This is a genomic window from Enterobacter sp. UCD-UG_FMILLET (assembly GCF_000762975.1).
In the GTDB taxonomy this organism is placed as follows: domain Bacteria; phylum Pseudomonadota; class Gammaproteobacteria; order Enterobacterales; family Enterobacteriaceae; genus Enterobacter; species Enterobacter dykesii.
This window is the reverse complement of sequence record NZ_JRJC01000047.1, coordinates 68,216-84,834: the sequence shown is the minus strand read 5'-3', so window position 1 is coordinate 84,834 and position 16,619 is coordinate 68,216. Positions and strand designations below refer to the sequence as shown.

Below are 16,619 nucleotides of genomic sequence, written 5' to 3'. Positions count from 1 at the left end.
ATGGAAAAAGCGATGTTAACGTTCGACAAGGTCAACGCGCACTACGGCAAGATCCAGGCGCTGCACGACGTCAGCCTGCACATCAATCAGGGTGAAATCGTGACCCTGATTGGCGCCAACGGCGCGGGCAAAACCACGCTGCTCGGCACCCTGTGCGGCGACCCGCGCGCCACCAGCGGGCGGATTGTGTTCGATGGTAAAGACATTACCGACTGGCAGACCGCCAGAATCATGCGCGAGGCGGTGGCGATTGTTCCGGAAGGGCGCCGCGTCTTCTCCCGCATGACGGTGGAAGAGAACCTGGCGATGGGCGGGTTCTTCGCCCACCGCGATGAATACCAGACCCGCATCAAGTGGGTGTACGAACTCTTCCCGCGCCTGTGGGAGCGCCGCATTCAGCGTGCGGGCACCATGTCCGGCGGTGAGCAGCAGATGCTGGCGATTGGCCGCGCGTTGATGAGCCAGCCGCGCCTGCTGCTGCTGGACGAGCCGTCGCTCGGTCTGGCGCCGATCATCATCCAGCAGATATTCGACACTATCGAGCAGCTGCGCAAAGAGGGGATGACCATCTTCCTCGTTGAGCAGAACGCCAACCAGGCGCTGAAGCTCGCTGACCGTGGCTACGTGCTGGAGAACGGCCGCGTGGTGCTGGAGGATACCGGCGACGCGCTGCTGGCGAACGAAGCGGTGCGGAGCGCGTATCTGGGCGGATAGGTAAAAGCAAAAAGGCAACGCAAGTTGCCTTTTTTAATGTTTTCTCCCTCGCCCCGTGGGTGAGGGCACCAGACAGCACCCAAACCAACCCCCCCTTCACACAACCATCATCCCCCTGACGCCTGGCTGTCACTTATCTGTAAACAAAAAGTTATTTTTCTGTAATTCGAGCATGTCATGTTACCTCGCGAGCATAAAACGCGTGATATCGCGCATCCGGCACAATAAGAGAGATGACAATGACATCGTTACGACACACAGCTTTGGGTCTGGCACTGGGTCTGGCTTTTGCGACGAACGCAATGGCTGTGACGACCATTCCGTTCTGGCATTCCATGGAAGGGGAGTTGGGTAAAGAAGTTGACTCCCTGGCGCAGCGTTTCAACGACACCCATCCGGATTACAAAATTGTGCCGGTGTACAAAGGCAATTACGAGCAGAGCCTGAGCGCGGGTATCGCCGCCTTCCGTACCGGCAACGCGCCTGCGCTGTTGCAGGTTTATGAAGTGGGTACCGCCACCATGATGGCTTCCAAAGCCATCAAGCCGGTCTATGAAGTGTTCAAAGAAGCGGGCATCAACTTCGATGAGTCGCAGTTCGTGCCGACCGTAGCGGGTTACTACACCGATTCCAAAACCGGCCACCTGCTGTCCCAGCCGTTTAACAGCTCCACGCCTGTGCTGTACTACAACAAAGACGCCTTCAAAAAAGCCGGTTTAGACCCGGAGCAGCCGCCAAAAACCTGGCAGGACCTGGCGGAGTACACCGCGAAGCTGAAAGCGGCGGGGATGAAGTGCGGCTACGCCAGCGGCTGGCAGGGCTGGATCCAGATTGAAAACTTCAGCGCCTGGCACGGCCTGCCGGTTGCGACCAAAAACAACGGCTTCGACGGTACCGACGCGGTGCTGGAGTTCAACAAGCCGGAACAGGTGAAGCACATCGCGCTGCTTGCCGATCTTAACAAGAAGGGCGACTTCAGCTACTTCGGACGTAAAGACGAATCCACCGAGAAGTTCTACAACGGCGACTGCGCCATTACCACCGCCTCGTCCGGCTCGCTGGCGGATATCCGCCACTACGCCAAATTCAACTACGGCGTGGGCATGATGCCATACGACGCTGACGTGAAGGGTGCGCCGCAGAACGCCATCATCGGCGGAGCGAGCCTGTGGGTGATGCAGGGTAAAGACAAGGGCACCTACAAAGGCGTAGCCGAGTTCCTCGACTTCCTGGCCAAGCCGGAAAACGCCGCCGAATGGCACCAGAAGACCGGCTACCTGCCGATCACCAAAGCCGCGTACGACCTGACCCGCGAGCAGGGCTTCTACAGCAAGAACCCGGGCGCGGACATCGCGACGCGTCAGATGCTGAACAAGCCGCCGTTGCCGTTCACCAAAGGCCTGCGCCTGGGCAACATGCCGCAGATCCGCACCATCGTGGATGAAGAGCTGGAAAGCGTGTGGACCGGTAAGAAAACGCCACAGCAGGCGCTGGATTCTGCGGTAGAGCGCGGGAATCAGCTGCTGCGCCGCTTTGAGCAGTCGACGAAATCGTAAAAAAATGCCCGGTGACGCGCAGCGTTCCGGGCTTACGGATTAATGCGGCCTGATGCCCTCACCCCAACCCTCTCCCACGGGGAGAGGGAGAAAACCGAAATCGCCAGGAACCAAATCTCAATGTCATCATCCCGTCCGGTGTTCCGTTCCCGCTGGCTTCCGTACCTGTTGGTCGCGCCGCAGCTGGTCATCACCGTTATCTTCTTTATCTGGCCTGCGGGCGAAGCGCTGTGGTACTCGGTACAAAGCGTCGACCCGTTCGGGCTTTCCAGCCAGTTTGTTGGCCTGGACAACTTTACCGCGCTGTTCCACGACAGCTACTACCTGGATTCCTTCTGGACGACGATGAAGTTCAGCGCGCTGGTCACCGTCAGCGGCCTTGTCGCCTCGCTGTTTTTTGCCGCGCTGGTGGACTACGTGGTGCGCGGCAGCCGTATTTATCAAACCCTGATGCTGCTGCCTTACGCCGTGGCTCCCGCCGTCGCCGCCGTGCTGTGGATCTTCCTGTTTAACCCCGGTCGCGGGTTGATTACCCACTTCCTGGCAGATTTCGGCTACGACTGGAACCATGCCCAGAACAGCGGTCAGGCGATGTTCCTGGTGGTGTTCGCCTCGGTGTGGAAGCAGATCAGCTATAACTTCCTGTTCTTCTTTGCCGCGCTGCAGTCCATCCCGCGCTCGCTGGTGGAAGCCGCGGCAATTGACGGCGCAGGGCCCATTCGTCGTTTCTTCAGGCTGTCGCTGCCGCTGATCGCCCCGGTGAGTTTCTTCCTGCTGGTGGTTAACCTCGTGTACGCCTTCTTCGATACCTTCCCGGTGATCGACGCGGCGACCGCAGGCGGCCCGGTGCAGGCGACAACGACGCTTATCTATAAGATCTATCGCGAAGGCTTTGCGGGGCTGGATCTCTCCGCCTCTGCCGCGCAGTCCGTCGTGCTGATGTTCCTCGTCATCATCCTCACGGTGGTGCAGTTCCGCTATGTCGAAAGTAAGGTGCGCTACCAATGATTGAGAACCGTCGCGGGCTGACGATTTTCAGCCATACCATGCTGATTCTGGGGATTATCGTCATCCTGTTTCCGCTGTACGTGGCCTTTGTCGCCGCCACGCTGGACACCAAAGCGGTGTTCGACACGCCGATGACGCTGATCCCAGGCACGCATCTTTTCGAGAACATGAAAACCATCTGGACCCAGGGCGTGGGCGCCAACAGCGCGCCGTTCTGGCTGATGATGCTCAACAGCTTCATCATGGCGTTCGGCATTACGGTGGGCAAAATCACGGTGTCGATGCTTTCGGCCTTCGCCATCGTCTGGTTCCGCTTTCCGCTGCGTAACCTCTTCTTCTGGATGATTTTTATCACCCTGATGCTGCCGGTGGAGGTGCGTATCTTCCCGACGGTGGAGGTGATTGCCAACCTGAAGATGCTCGACAGCTACGCGGGCTTAACCCTGCCGCTGATGGCCTCGGCGACCGCCACTTTCCTGTTCCGCCAGTTCTTTATGACCCTGCCGGACGAGCTGATTGAAGCGGCGCGTATCGACGGCGCGTCGCCGATGCGCTTCTTCCGCGACATCGTGCTGCCGCTGTCGAAAACCAATCTTGCGGCGCTGTTTGTGATCACCTTTATCTACGGCTGGAACCAGTACCTGTGGCCGCTGCTGATTATTCAGGACGTTAACCTCGGCACCGCCGTGGCGGGCATCAAAGGCATGATCGCCACCGGCGAAGGCACCACCCTCTGGAACCAGGTGATGGCGGCGATGCTGCTCACCCTTATCCCACCCGTAGTCATTGTTTTAGCCATGCAGCGCGCGTTTGTCCGCGGCCTGGTCGATAGCGAGAAATAAGATGGCAGGTTTAAAACTTCAGGCAGTAACCAAAAGCTGGGACGGCAAAACCCAGGTGATTCAGCCGCTCACGCTCGACGTGGCGGACGGGGAATTCATCGTTATGGTCGGTCCGTCCGGCTGCGGCAAATCCACCCTGCTGCGCATGGTGGCGGGGCTGGAACGCGTGACGTCAGGGGATATCTGGATTGACCGCCAGCGCGTCACCGAGATGGAGCCGAAAGACAGAGGCATCGCGATGGTGTTCCAGAACTACGCCCTCTATCCGCACATGAGCGTGGAAGAGAACATGGCCTGGGGGCTGAAAATCCGCGGCATGGGCAAAGGCCATATCGACGAGCGCGTAAAAGAAGCGGCGCGCATTCTGGAACTCGACGGCCTGCTGAAGCGCCGCCCGCGGGAGCTCTCCGGCGGCCAGCGCCAGCGCGTGGCGATGGGGCGCGCCATCGTGCGCGACCCGGCGGTATTCCTCTTCGACGAGCCGCTCTCTAACCTCGACGCCAAGCTGCGCGTGCAGATGCGTCTTGAGCTGCAGCAGCTGCACCGTCGTCTGAAAACAACCTCCCTGTACGTGACCCACGATCAGGTCGAAGCCATGACCCTCGCCCAGCGCGTGATGGTAATGAACAAAGGCATCGCCGAGCAGATTGGCACTCCGGTGGAAGTGTACGAGAAACCGGCCACCCGCTTTGTGGCGAGCTTTATCGGCAGCCCGGCGATGAACCTGCTGGAAGGGCGCATCAGCAGCGCGGGCTCGCACTTTGAGCTGGAAAGCGGGATGGCGTTGCCGATCAACTGGTACTATCGTGGCTACGCGGGGCGTAAGATGACGCTCGGTATCCGCCCGGAACATATCGGTTTAACCACTCAGGCGGACGGCGGCGTGCCGCTGGTGATGGACACGCTGGAGATGTTGGGTGCAGATAACCTGGCGCACGGGCGCTGGGGCGAGCAAAAAATGGTGGTGCGCCTGGCGCATCAGGAGCGTCCGAAAGCCGGCAGCACGCTGTGGCTGCACCTGCCGGAAAACCATCTGCACCTGTTTGACGGTGAAACAGGACAACGAGTATGAGCAACTGGCCTTATCCCCACGTCGTCGCCCACCGGGGCGGCGGTAAGCTGGCGCCGGAGAACACCCTGGCGGCGATTGACGTTGGTGCGCGCTACGGTCATACGATGATCGAGTTCGACGCCAAGCTGTCGAAAGATGGCGAAATTTTCCTGCTGCATGACGATAACCTCGAACGCACCAGCAACGGCTGGGGCGTGGCGGGCGAGCTGCCGTGGCGCGATCTGCTGAAGGTGGACGCCGGAAGCTGGTACAGCGGCGAGTTCAAAGGCGAACCGCTGCCGCTGCTGGCAGAAGTGGCAGACCGCTGTCGCCAGCACGGCATGATGGCCAATATCGAAATCAAACCGACCACCGGCACCGGGCCGCTGACGGGCAAAGTCATTGCCCTGGCCGCGCGCGAGCTGTGGGAAGGGATGACCGCACCGCTGCTGTCATCATTTGAAATCGATGCGTTGGAGGCCGCACAGGCGGCCGTGCCGGAGCTGCCGCGCGGGCTGCTGCTTGACGAGTGGCGCGAGGACTGGCGCGAGCTGACGACACGCTTAGCGTGTGTCTCTATCCATCTCAATCACAGGCTGCTGGATGAGGCGCGGGTGAAGATGCTGAAAGACGCGGGCCTGCATATTCTGGTCTACACGGTTAACAAACCCCAGCGCGCAGCCGAACTGCTGCGCTGGGGCGTGGACAGCATCTGTACCGATGCAATCGACCTGATCGGCCCGGACTTTAGTTCTGCGGATTAAGCATACTGCCATTCGACTGCGGCGGCAGCATGTGCTGCTGTCCGCTGCCTGACGACGTCATTCCTCCTAACATCCCGCCGTTTTTATTCGGCAGCGGCTGCTCGCGCACCTGCCCCTGCTGCACGCGCTGGGTGTTGGCGTTCATCTGATTTTGCAGGCTTTGCTGCTGCATCTGGGTCTGCGTTTTAAGCTGCTGGTTAAGCATCCCTTTCTGCTGCTGTTGCTGGCTCATCATCTCCGTCTGCATACGCTGCTGGCTCGGAATGACATAACCCTGCTGGTTCGGGTTGTTCATGGTGTTAAGCGGCTGTGCGAGCGCGGCAAACGGGATCAGCGCCGTAAGAATCAGTAAGCGTTTCATTGTCATTTCCTCCTTTTGAGGTCTCTCTTAAGTTTACCCTGATTTCACCATGACGATGATTTTTTAGGAGTTGTGAACCAGGCTTAAGCGGGGAATATGGATCCCTTCACCTGGAGAACAATAATGATGAAACCAACGTTTTTGCGCTGGGTCGCCATCGCCGCGCTGATGGCAGGCGGTACATTTAGCGTGGCGGCCAACCCGCCAGCGGCGCCTCCGGTCTCTTACGGCGTGGAGGAAGATGTTTTTCATCCCGTGCGGGCAACCCATGGCATGGTGGCGTCAGTGGATGCCCTGGCAACAAAAGTGGGCGTCGATATTCTCAGGCAGGGCGGTAACGCGGTGGATGCGGCGGTCGCCGTCGGCTATGCGCTGGCGGTAACGCATCCGCAGGCGGGGAACCTGGGCGGCGGCGGCTTTATGATGCTGCGCACCAAAGACGGCAAAACCACCGCCATCGATTTCCGCGAAATGGCGCCTTCTCAGGCGTCCCGCGATATGTTCCTCGACGACCAGGGTAACCCTGACAGCAAAAAATCCCTGACTTCGCACCTCGCCACCGGCACGCCGGGCACCGTTGCGGGCTTCTCGCTGGCGCTGGAAAAATACGGCACGATGCCGCTGAACAAGGTGGTGCAGCCTGCCATTAAACTGGCGCGGGACGGCTTTGTGGTGAACGATGCGCTGGCGGACGATCTTAAGACCTACGGCAGCGAAGTCATTCCCAATCATGAAAACAGCAAGGCCATCTTCTGGAAAGACGGCGAGCCGCTGAAGAAGGGCGACAGGCTGGTGCAGAAGAACCTCGCCAAAAGCCTGGAGCTGATTGCGGAGCACGGTCCCGACGCCTTCTACAAAGGGGCGATTGCCGACCAGATTGCCGAAGAGATGCAAAAGAATGGAGGGCTCATCACCAAAGCGGATCTGGCGGAATACAAGGCGGTGGAGCGCGAGCCGATTAGCGGCACCTATCGCGGATACGAGGTCTTCTCCATGCCGCCTCCGTCCTCCGGTGGGATCCACATCGTGCAGATCCTCAACATTCTTGAAAACTTCGATATGCACAAGTTCGGCTTCGGCAGCGCGGACGCCATGCAGGTGATGGCGGAAGCGGAAAAACGCGCCTACGCCGACCGTTCGGAATATCTCGGCGATCCGGACTTCGTCAAGGTGCCGTGGCAGGCGCTGACCAACAAGGCCTATGCCAAATCCATTGCCGATCAGATCGATATCAACAAGGCTAAACCGTCGAGCGAGATCCGCCCCGGCAAGCTGGCGCCGTATGAAAGCAACCAGACCACCCACTTCTCGGTGGTGGATAAAGACGGTAACGCGGTGGCGGTGACGTACACGCTCAACACCACTTTCGGCACCGGGATTGTGGCAGGCAATAGCGGCATTCTTCTGAACAACGAGATGGATGACTTCTCTGCCAAACCGGGCGTGCCGAACGTCTACGGGCTGGTGGGCGGTGATGCAAACGCCGTCGGGCCGAAGAAGCGTCCGCTGTCGTCCATGTCGCCCACCATTGTCGTGAAAGACGGGAAAACCTGGCTGGTAACCGGCAGCCCTGGCGGGAGCCGTATTATCACTACCGTGCTGCAGATGGTGGTGAACAGCATCGACTTTGGAATGAACGTCGCCGAAGCGACCAACGCTCCGCGTTTCCATCACCAGTGGCTGCCGGACGAGCTGCGCGTGGAAAAGGGCTTTAGCCCGGACACCATCAAGCTGCTTGAACAGCGCGGGCAGAAGGTGGTGGTGAAGGAGGCGATGGGCAGCACTCAAAGCATTATGGTGGGGCCAGACGGGGCGCTGTTTGGCGCGTCAGACCCGCGTTCGGTGGATGATTTGACGGCGGGGTATTAACGTGTTGTTGCCGGGTGGCGGCTTCGCCTTACCCGGCCTACGTTTATCATTCCCTCTCCCAGTGGGAAAGGGTTAGGGTGAGGGCAACAAACTACTTCATTCGCGCCATATAGTACGCATCCACATACTCGCCGTTGCGCAGGGCAAATTTCCTGCCGGTCCCTTCGATTTCAAAACCAAATTTTCGGTAAAGCGCGAGAGCGGAAGGGTTATCGGCAAACACCGTTAATTCAATCCGTTCAATACGCAGCCAGTTGTCGCACAGGTTGATCATCTCGCGCATGAGCGCGCTCCCGACGCCGCGTCCTTGAGCGTGCGCCGCAACGCTGATACCGAACGTTGCTACATGGCTGCGTCGCGGGCTGGCTTCCACCTGAAGCATCAGATCGCCGACGATTTGTTCATCAATGCAGGCAACCAGACGTCTTTGCCCTGGTTTTGTAATCAGACGTTCTTGCCAGTACTCAAGGGATGGATGAGGTAGCTGTAGCGTGTCGTGATACACCCCGGGATGCATGTAGTTCTGGCGTAAGGCTTCGGCATCTTTCGGTTCCGCGTGGCGTATCACTATCTCACTCATTCCTTATTCCTCAGTCAGTTAAATGTCCCTTCCAACATCAATGACTTTAAAATTTGAGTCAACCGCTATTTTTTGCAAAAAGTATTGGACAAGTGCGAATGAGAATGATTATTATTGCTCTGCATTCAGGAAGACCGCTACGGGAACCTGAAAGCACGACATTGCTCACATTGCTTCCAGTATTACTTTAGCCAGCTTTTAGCTGGCTTTTTTTTTGTTATGGTTAGACTCAGTAACCTTCCAAAAGGACTGAGCCATGACACTACATTGCGCATTTATTGGATTTGGTAAAAGTACGACCCGCTACCACCTGCCGTATGTTCTCAACCGTAAAGGCTCCTGGCATGTGGCCCATATCTATCGCCGCCGCGCGAAGCCGGAAGAGCAATCCCCGCAGTATTCTCATATCCATTTCACCAGCGATCTTGATGAAGTACTTAACGACCCGCAGGTCAAACTGGTTGTTGTCTGCACCCACGCCGACAGCCATTTTGACTATGCCAAACGCGCGCTGGAAGCGGGTAAAAACGTGCTGGTGGAAAAACCGTTCACCCCGACCATCGCCGAAGCGAAAGAGCTGTTCGCGCTGGCGAAAAGTAAAGGCCTGACCGTTACGCCGTATCAGAACCGTCGCTTTGACAGCTGCTTCCTGACGGCGAAAAAAGCGATTGAAAGCGGCAGGCTGGGCGACATTGTGGAAATCGAAAGCCACTTCGATTACTACCGTCCGGTGGCGGAAACCCAGCCCGGACTGCCGCAGGACGGCTCGTTCTACGGTCTGGGGGTGCACACCATGGATCAGATCATCTCCCTGTTTGGCCGACCGGATCATGTCGCATACGACATCCGCAGCCTGCGTAACAAAGCTAACCCGGACGACACCTTTGAAGCGCAGCTGTTCTACGGCGACCTGAAAGCCATCGTCAAAACCAGCCATCTGGTGAAAATCGACTATCCGAAATTTATCGTTCACGGCACCCGAGGCTCGTTCATTAAGTACGGCATCGACCAGCAGGAGACCAGCCTGAAGGCCAACATCATGCCGGGCGAGCCGGGCTTTGCGGCGGACGATTCCGTGGGCGTGCTGGAGTACGTAAACGATGAGGGCGTGACGGTCAGGGAAGAGCTGAAACCGGAAATTGGCGATTATGGCCGCGTCTACGATGCGCTGTATGAAACCCTCACAGCCGGCACGGCGAATTACGTCAAGGAATCTGACGTTCTGACCAACCTGGAAATCCTCGAGCGGGCCTTCGAGCAGGCTTCTCCTGCCACGATAACCCTCGCGAAATAAGCAAAAACGGCTCCTCTGCGCTTATTCATAATTTTTGAACAGAGGAGTCAATTTTCACCCTCTATGATCCCAGGCCGTTTGCGTCCACACTTACTCCATCGAAACGAACTGAGGGTGAAACAATGATCTACTTACGCAAAGCAAACGAACGTGGTCACGCGAATCATGGCTGGCTGGACTCATGGCATTCATTCTCGTTTGCCGACTACTACGACCCGAACTTCATGGGCTTCTCCGCACTGCGCGTGATTAACGACGATGTGATTGATGCAGGCCAGGGCTTCGGCACCCACCCGCACAAAGACATGGAAATCCTGACCTATGTGCTGGAAGGGGCGGTAGAACACCAGGACAGCATGGGCAACAAAGAGCAGGTTCCGGCGGGCGAGTTCCAGATTATGAGCGCGGGTACCGGGGTGCGTCACTCCGAGTACAACCCGAGCAAAACGGAAAAACTGCACCTGTATCAAATCTGGATCATTCCAGAAGAAACCGGCATCACGCCACGCTACGAGCAGCGCCGCTTCGACGCGAAACAGGGCAAACAGCTGGTGCTGTCCCCGGACGCGCGTGAAGGTTCCCTTAAGGTGCATCAGGATATGGAACTGTACCGCTGGGCGCTGGCGAAAGACGAACAGTCTGTGCACCAGATTGCCGCCAACCGCCGCGTCTGGATCCAGGTGGTGAAAGGTGAAGTGTCCATCAACGGCACCAAAGCGACAACTGCCGATGGCCTTGCCGTCTGGGATGAGCAGGCGCTCTCCGTGCATGCCGACAGCGAAAGTGAAATTCTGCTGTTTGACCTGCCGCCGGTGTAATAAAACATAAATAAATGCCCATCCTTCCCTTTGACAGGGGAAGGATGGGCTTTGTCCGTGGTAAACTGAGCAAATCTCTCACTTCAAGATTTCTCAGGACGATGAAAAAGAAACGCCCCGTACTTCAGGATGTCGCCGATCGCGTCGGTGTGACCAAAATGACGGTCAGCCGTTTTTTACGTAACCCGGAACAGGTTTCCGTGGCGTTACGTGGCAAGATTGCCGCTGCCCTTGATGAACTGGGTTATATCCCCAACCGCGCGCCAGATATTCTCTCCAATGCGACCAGCCGTGCGGTGGGCGTCCTGCTTCCTTCCCTGACCAACCAGGTTTTCGCCGAAGTTTTGCGCGGCATTGAAAGCGTCACCGATGCTTTTGGCTATCAAACCATGCTCGCCCACTACGGGTACAAGCCGGAACTGGAAGAGGAACGTCTTGAATCGATGCTTTCCTGGAACATCGACGGCCTGATTTTAACCGAACGTACCCACACTGCCCGCACGCTCAAAATGATTGAAGTGGCCGGTATCCCGGTGGTGGAGCTGATGGACAGCCAGTCGCCGTGCCTCGACATCGCCGTGGGGTTCGATAACTTCGAAGCGGCGCGGCAGATGACGGCGGCCATCATTGCCCGCGGTCATCGCCATATCGCCTATCTGGGTGCGCGTCTTGATGAACGTACTATCATCAAACAGAAGGGATACGAGCAGGCGATGCTCGACGCGAACTTAACCCCGTACAGCGTGATGGTGGAGCAATCCTCCTCCTATACGTCGGGTATTGAGCTGATGCGTCAGGCGCGGCGCGAGTATCCGCAACTGGACGGTATTTTCTGTACCAACGATGACCTGGCGGTCGGCGCGGCGTTTGAGTGCCAGCGTCTGGGGCTGAAGATCCCTGATGATATGGCGATCGCCGGTTTCCACGGCCACGACATTGGCCAGGTGATGGAGCCGCGTCTGGCGAGCGTCCTGACCCCGCGTGAACGTATGGGCCGCATTGGCGCAGAACGCCTGCTGGCGCGCATTCGTGGTGAGGCAGTTACCCCGAAAATGTTAGATTTAGGTTTCACCTTGTCACCGGGTGGATCTATTTGAACTGACAAATTTGAAGTAGCTCACACTTATTCACTTCGCGCACGTTTGGATATTGCTTCTCTTTTGCCCCGGCAGGACAATGTTACCGATAACTGTTACCCGTAACAATTGACTGAGGGACACCCTTTGAGCACGACTAATCACGATCACCACGTCTACGTCCTGATGGGCGTTTCCGGTAGCGGGAAATCAGCCGTAGCCAGCGAAGTGGCGCATCAACTCCAGGCTGCGTTTCTTGATGGCGACTTCCTCCATCCGCGCAGCAATATCATGAAAATGGCCTCCGGCGAGCCGCTGAACGATGACGACCGCAAACCGTGGTTGCAGGCGCTGAATGACGCCGCGTTCGCGATGCAGCGCACCAACAAAGTCTCCCTGATCGTCTGTTCCGCGCTGAAAAAAACCTACCGCGACCTGCTGCGCGACGGCAACCCGAACCTCTCTTTCATCTACCTGAAAGGGGATTTCGAGGTGATTGAAAGCCGTCTGAAGGCGCGTAAAGGTCACTTCTTCAAAACCCAGATGCTGGTGACGCAGTTCGAAGCGCTGCAGGAGCCGGGTGAAGACGAGAAAGACGTCTTAGTGGTTGATATCGATCAGTCACTGGAGGGTGTTGTTGCCAGCACCATCGAGGTCATCAATAAAAGGCAGTAAGTTTTGAGTACATTAACGCTAGTTTTGACAGCAGTGGGTTCGGTATTGCTGCTGCTGTTTTTAGTGATGAAGGCGCGTATGCACGCTTTTGTTGCTTTGATGGTGGTCTCTATAGGTGCAGGTCTCTTTTCCGGTATGCCGCTCGACAAGATCGCCGCGACGATGGAAAAAGGGATGGGCGGCACGCTGGGCTTCCTGGCGATTGTGGTCGCGCTGGGCGCGATGTTTGGCAAGATTTTGCACGAGACGGGGGCGGTCGACCAGATTGCCGTCAAGATGCTGAAATCCTTCGGCCACAGCCGCGCGCACTACGCGATTGGTCTTGCGGGACTGATTTGCGCGCTGCCGCTGTTCTTCGAAGTGGCCGTTGTGCTGCTGATAAGCGTCGCGTTCTCCATGGCGCGCCATACCGGCACTAACCTCGTGAAGCTGGTCATTCCGCTGTTTGCGGGCGTGGCGGCGGCTGCAGCGTTTCTGCTGCCGGGGCCTGCGCCGATGCTGCTGGCATCCCAGATGCACGCCGACTTTGGCTGGATGATCCTGATTGGCCTGTGCGCGGCAATTCCGGGGATGATTATTGCCGGCCCGCTGTGGGGCAACTTCATCAGCCGTTACGTTGAGCTGCATATTCCGGATGACATCACCGAGCCGCACCTGGGCGAGGGCAAAATGCCGTCCTTCGGCTTCAGCCTGTCGCTGATCCTGCTGCCGCTGGTTCTCGTGGGTCTGAAAACCATCGCCGCGCGCTTTGTGCCGGTGGGTTCCAGCGCCTACGAATGGTTTGAGTTTATCGGTCACCCGTTCACGGCGATCCTGGTGGCCTGTCTGGTGGCGATTTACGGCCTGGCAATGCGTCAGGGGATGCCAAAAGACCGGGTGATGGAGATCTGCGGTGCCGCGCTGCAGCCGGCGGGCATTATTCTCCTGGTGATCGGCGCCGGCGGCGTGTTCAAGCAGGTGCTGGTGGATTCCGGCGTGGGCCCGGCTCTGGGCGAAGCGCTGACCGGGATGGGCCTGCCGATTGCGGTCACCTGCTTCGTGCTGGCTGCGGCGGTGCGTATCATCCAGGGTTCCGCCACCGTGGCGTGCTTAACCGCCGTGGGTCTGGTGATGCCGGTGATTGAACAGCTGAACTACTCCGGTGCGCAGATGGCCGCGCTGTCTATCTGTATCGCGGGCGGTTCGATTGTGGTCTCTCACGTTAACGACGCGGGCTTCTGGCTGTTCGGTAAATTTACCGGCGCTACCGAAGCGCAAACCCTGAAAACCTGGACGCTGATGGAAACCATCCTCGGCACGACGGGTGCGATTGTCGGGATGATTGCTTTCACACTGCTGAGCTGAATGCGGTGATTTAACAAGGCTCAAAAATAAGGCCCGGTAGCGTTAACGCTTACCGGGCCTTTATATTTTGCAGAACGCCAGGCCGGGTCAGGTGAAATCACCACCCGGCTTTTTCACATCACTCGCCCTGCGTCGCGCTCTCAATCGTCAAGCGAACGTCCGAGGTGATTAGTTCGGCCAGCATCTGGTACACCTTCAGCGTCTCTTCCGGCTCGGCATCGCCCGTATCGCTGATGTAGCCTTCGTCACGCAGCGTCAGGACCAGAGTGCTGAAGACAGCTTTGTCGAAGAACTCCGGGGCGTTAATGCCGTGCAGAACGGACAGGCGCTGTGCCAGCGTCCGGCTCTCTTTCTCCAGCGTACCGCGGTTGATAGACGGGTTCGCACTCAGCAGCCAGAACGTAATGGCGTAGCGCTGCAGCGTTTCGCGCGCACCGGCCGCCAGCAGTTGCAGGGTTCGTGAACGCGACGGATTGATGTGCAGCTCGTCGTTTGAAACGGTGATCAGCCCCTGACGACGCAGCTCTTCCGTCAGTTTGTCCAGTTCGCCCGCCAGCTCGTCTTTGCTCCAGCGCAGGAACAGCTCCGCTTTCAGCATCGGATAGAGCGTCTCAACGTGACGCAATAGCTCCTGACGCGAAATACGGCGATGCTGGGTGATGATAGCCGCCATGAGCGACGGCAGCATCAGCATATGGGTGATGTTGTTGCGGTAGTAGGTCATCAGGACTGCCTGCTCGCGCGGCAGAATGATGATGTCGCCGATCGTGTCCTTTTCGACTTCAAACTTGTTCATCTGCAGCGCGTGATCGATAAGCTCACTGGCGGTAGCAGAAGGCACGGTTGAATCAACGGAATAGGGCACGTTGCGCATTATGTCCAGATAGCAATCCAGCTGCTCCGTGAGCTGTTCGCGGGTCAGAGAACGCTGACGCGAAGCCAGAAGCGCCGTACAGCACAGGTTCATGGCGTTAGCCGCACCGGCGTTATTAATGCGCACCATCAGCTCGGACGCGATGCCGTTAACCGTTGGCGTCAGCCAGGCCGGACGAATCGCTTCGATAGGATCGATGGATTCGCGCCACTCGGGAACGTGATGGTTCAGATACGTCATCAGCGGCATCGGTTCGCCGAAGTTCACGTAGCCCTGACCGAGATTGCGTAGCTTGCTCAAGCCGCGCAGCATCTGCGGCAGGCTCTCTTTCTCTTTGGTCGCACCGCGCAGCTCTTTGGCGTACGTGCCCACTTCCATCACGTGCTCATAGCCAATGTAGATTGGCACCAGCGTGATTGGACGGGTTCCTCCGCGCAGCATCGCCTGAATGGTCATCGACAGCGTGCCGGTCTTCGGATCGAGCAGACGTCCGGTACGGGAGCGACCGCCCTCCACGAAGTACTCAACGGAATAGCCGCGGCTGAACAGCTCGCCCAGATATTCGCGGAACACGGTGGAGTAGAGCTTGTTGCCCTTGAAGGTGCGACGGATAAAGAACGCGCCCAGGCGGCGGAAAATCGGACCTGCTGGCCAGAAATTCAGGTTGATACCGGCAGCAATATGCGGCGGTACCAGCCCCTGGTGATAGAGCACGTAGGAAAGAAGCAGGTAGTCCATGTGGCTGCGGTGGCAGGGAACATAGACAATCTCATGGCCATCGTGCGCCAGCTGGCGTACGCGCTCGGCGTTATGAACGTTGATGCCCTGATACAGGCGGTTCCAGGTAAAGCCGAGAATACGATCCGACAGGCGAATCATCTCGTAAGAGAAGTTCGCTGCAATCTCTTCCATCAGCGCAATGGCGTTCTGCTGGGCTTTCTCATGCGATATTTTCTTGCTGCGCGCTTCGTCTTCAACGGCGCGAGCAATCGCTTTGGAGGCCAGCAGCTTGTTGAACAGATCCTGACGCGCCGGGAGACGCGGCCCTACGGCAGCCAGGCGCTGGCGGGCGAAGTGCATACGCGCCACGCGCGCCAGTTTTTGCGCGATGATCTTGTCGGTGCCGTGCTCGTCCGCCATTCGACGCAGCGAAACGGAAGGGGAGAAACGCACAAAGCTGTCGCGTCCCAGCCAGGAGACCGCGAAGAACTTCTGGATGCCGTTAAGCATGCGCAGCGGCGGGTTCTCTTCACCTTTTTCACGGCCCGGACGACGACCAAACATCACCGATACCGGCACCATCTGCACATCCAGATCGGGGTTGCTGCGGTGCAGGTCAAGATAGTCGTGGAACAGCTTGATGGACTCTTCTTTTGGCGTGTAGTAGGTAAACACGCGCGGTCCACCGTGAATGAACACGTAGCGCGGCAGTAAAGTGCCGTCAACTTCAAGCGGTTCAAGCGGGTCAGGTAAGTCATGCGCCAGACACTGGGTGCGAAGCGTCAGTAAGTCTGCCTTCGAGTTATAAGGCAAAACGTACATAATAGGACGCGAGGTATCGAGCCCCAATTCCAGCGCGGGTTCTGCTGGGATAGACTTGCTTTTTACCAGGATGCTTAATGGTAAATTAAGTAATTTGTAGTAAATTCGTGGCCAGCCGGACATAAACGATGTAAAGCCTCTGGTTAATAATGCAATTGCGGCGCAAGGATAACAGAAAGCGCGCAAAATTTCTGTTGTTACCCGTCATACTTCAGGCTGTAGCGAAACGCGCTACAGTTCCTGTTACTGAC

Annotated in this window: 15 protein-coding genes; 12 read left to right on the top strand and 3 right to left on the bottom strand. The window is 57.7% G+C overall.

What is annotated here, in order from left to right; all coding sequences use genetic code 11:
* The 6 genes from livF to ugpQ all read left to right on the top strand — a co-directional run bounded on the left by livF (nt 1) and on the right by ugpQ (nt 5,935).
* Nucleotides 1-714 carry a high-affinity branched-chain amino acid ABC transporter ATP-binding protein LivF gene (gene livF, locus LA04_RS21560; protein ID WP_008500102.1) on the top strand — a complete coding sequence of 238 codons (714 nt, stop codon included), beginning with the start codon at nt 1-3 and terminating at the stop codon, nt 712-714.
* A 239-nt stretch (nt 715-953) separates the two neighbouring features.
* Nucleotides 954-2,270, top strand: a complete 1,317-nt coding sequence (gene ugpB, locus LA04_RS21555) for a sn-glycerol-3-phosphate ABC transporter substrate-binding protein UgpB (RefSeq protein ID WP_023310025.1) — start codon at nt 954-956, stop codon at nt 2,268-2,270.
* Nucleotides 2,271-2,390: 120 nt separating this feature from the next.
* Nucleotides 2,391-3,278 carry a sn-glycerol-3-phosphate ABC transporter permease UgpA gene (gene ugpA / locus LA04_RS21550; RefSeq protein WP_047653116.1) on the top strand — a complete coding sequence of 296 codons (888 nt, stop codon included), beginning with the start codon at nt 2,391-2,393 and terminating at the stop codon, nt 3,276-3,278.
* Nucleotides 3,275-4,120 carry a sn-glycerol-3-phosphate ABC transporter permease UgpE gene (gene ugpE, locus LA04_RS21545; protein WP_013099125.1) on the top strand — a complete coding sequence of 282 codons (846 nt, stop codon included), beginning with the start codon at nt 3,275-3,277 and terminating at the stop codon, nt 4,118-4,120. The genes ugpA and ugpE overlap by 4 nt, the downstream gene beginning before the upstream one ends.
* A gap of 1 nt (nt 4,121) precedes the next feature.
* Entirely contained in the window at nt 4,122-5,192 is a 1,071-nt protein-coding gene (locus LA04_RS21540; RefSeq protein ID WP_047653115.1) for a sn-glycerol-3-phosphate import ATP-binding protein UgpC, read from the top strand.
* Nucleotides 5,189-5,935 carry a glycerophosphodiester phosphodiesterase gene (gene ugpQ / locus LA04_RS21535; protein ID WP_045888354.1) on the top strand — a complete coding sequence of 249 codons (747 nt, stop codon included), beginning with the start codon at nt 5,189-5,191 and terminating at the stop codon, nt 5,933-5,935. The genes LA04_RS21540 and ugpQ overlap by 4 nt, the downstream gene beginning before the upstream one ends.
* Here ugpQ and LA04_RS21530 read toward each other — a convergent pair.
* Complete coding sequence (locus tag LA04_RS21530) at nt 5,919-6,296, bottom strand: DUF2756 family protein (RefSeq protein ID WP_032650582.1); 378 nt, start codon at nt 6,294-6,296, stop codon at nt 5,919-5,921. The genes ugpQ and LA04_RS21530 overlap by 17 nt on opposite strands.
* Before the next feature lie 123 nt (nt 6,297-6,419).
* Here LA04_RS21530 and ggt point away from each other — a divergent pair, with 123 nt between their 5' ends.
* Nucleotides 6,420-8,165, top strand: coding sequence for a gamma-glutamyltransferase (ggt, locus tag LA04_RS21525; RefSeq protein ID WP_200882538.1), 1,746 nt, complete (start codon nt 6,420-6,422; stop codon nt 8,163-8,165).
* Between the two features lie 91 nt (nt 8,166-8,256).
* On the opposite strand, the gene yhhY is transcribed toward ggt, so the two are convergent.
* The gene (yhhY, locus tag LA04_RS21520; RefSeq protein WP_047653114.1) at nt 8,257-8,745 is read right to left on the bottom strand and encodes an N-acetyltransferase; all 489 of its coding nucleotides are present in this window, start codon (nt 8,743-8,745) and stop codon (nt 8,257-8,259) included.
* Between the two features lie 256 nt (nt 8,746-9,001).
* On the opposite strand from yhhY, the gene LA04_RS21515 reads away from it, so the two are divergent.
* The 5 genes from LA04_RS21515 (at nt 9,002) to gntU (ending at nt 13,952) form a co-directional block, all read left to right on the top strand.
* Nucleotides 9,002-10,039 carry an oxidoreductase gene (locus tag LA04_RS21515; RefSeq protein ID WP_047653112.1) on the top strand — a complete coding sequence of 346 codons (1,038 nt, stop codon included), beginning with the start codon at nt 9,002-9,004 and terminating at the stop codon, nt 10,037-10,039.
* A gap of 122 nt (nt 10,040-10,161) precedes the next feature.
* Nucleotides 10,162-10,857 carry a pirin family protein gene (locus tag LA04_RS21510; protein WP_003861565.1) on the top strand — a complete coding sequence of 232 codons (696 nt, stop codon included), beginning with the start codon at nt 10,162-10,164 and terminating at the stop codon, nt 10,855-10,857.
* A 101-nt stretch (nt 10,858-10,958) separates the two neighbouring features.
* Entirely contained in the window at nt 10,959-11,954 is a 996-nt protein-coding gene (gene gntR / locus LA04_RS21505; RefSeq protein ID WP_024906706.1) for a gluconate operon transcriptional repressor GntR, read from the top strand.
* 126 nt (nt 11,955-12,080) lie between these two features.
* Nucleotides 12,081-12,608: a gluconokinase gene (gntK, locus tag LA04_RS21500; protein ID WP_008503362.1), complete on the top strand. Its 528-nt coding sequence runs from the start codon at nt 12,081-12,083 to the stop codon at nt 12,606-12,608.
* Between the two features lie 3 nt (nt 12,609-12,611).
* Nucleotides 12,612-13,952: a gluconate transporter gene (gntU, locus tag LA04_RS21495; protein WP_010436459.1), complete on the top strand. Its 1,341-nt coding sequence runs from the start codon at nt 12,612-12,614 to the stop codon at nt 13,950-13,952.
* Nucleotides 13,953-14,070: 118 nt separating this feature from the next.
* Here the strand turns inward: gntU and plsB are convergent, their stop codons facing one another.
* Nucleotides 14,071-16,491 (bottom strand): glycerol-3-phosphate 1-O-acyltransferase PlsB, encoded by a 2,421-nt coding sequence (gene plsB, locus LA04_RS21490; RefSeq protein WP_047653111.1) that lies wholly within the window; start codon nt 16,489-16,491, stop codon nt 14,071-14,073.
* Between the last annotated feature and the right edge of the window lie 128 nt (nt 16,492-16,619).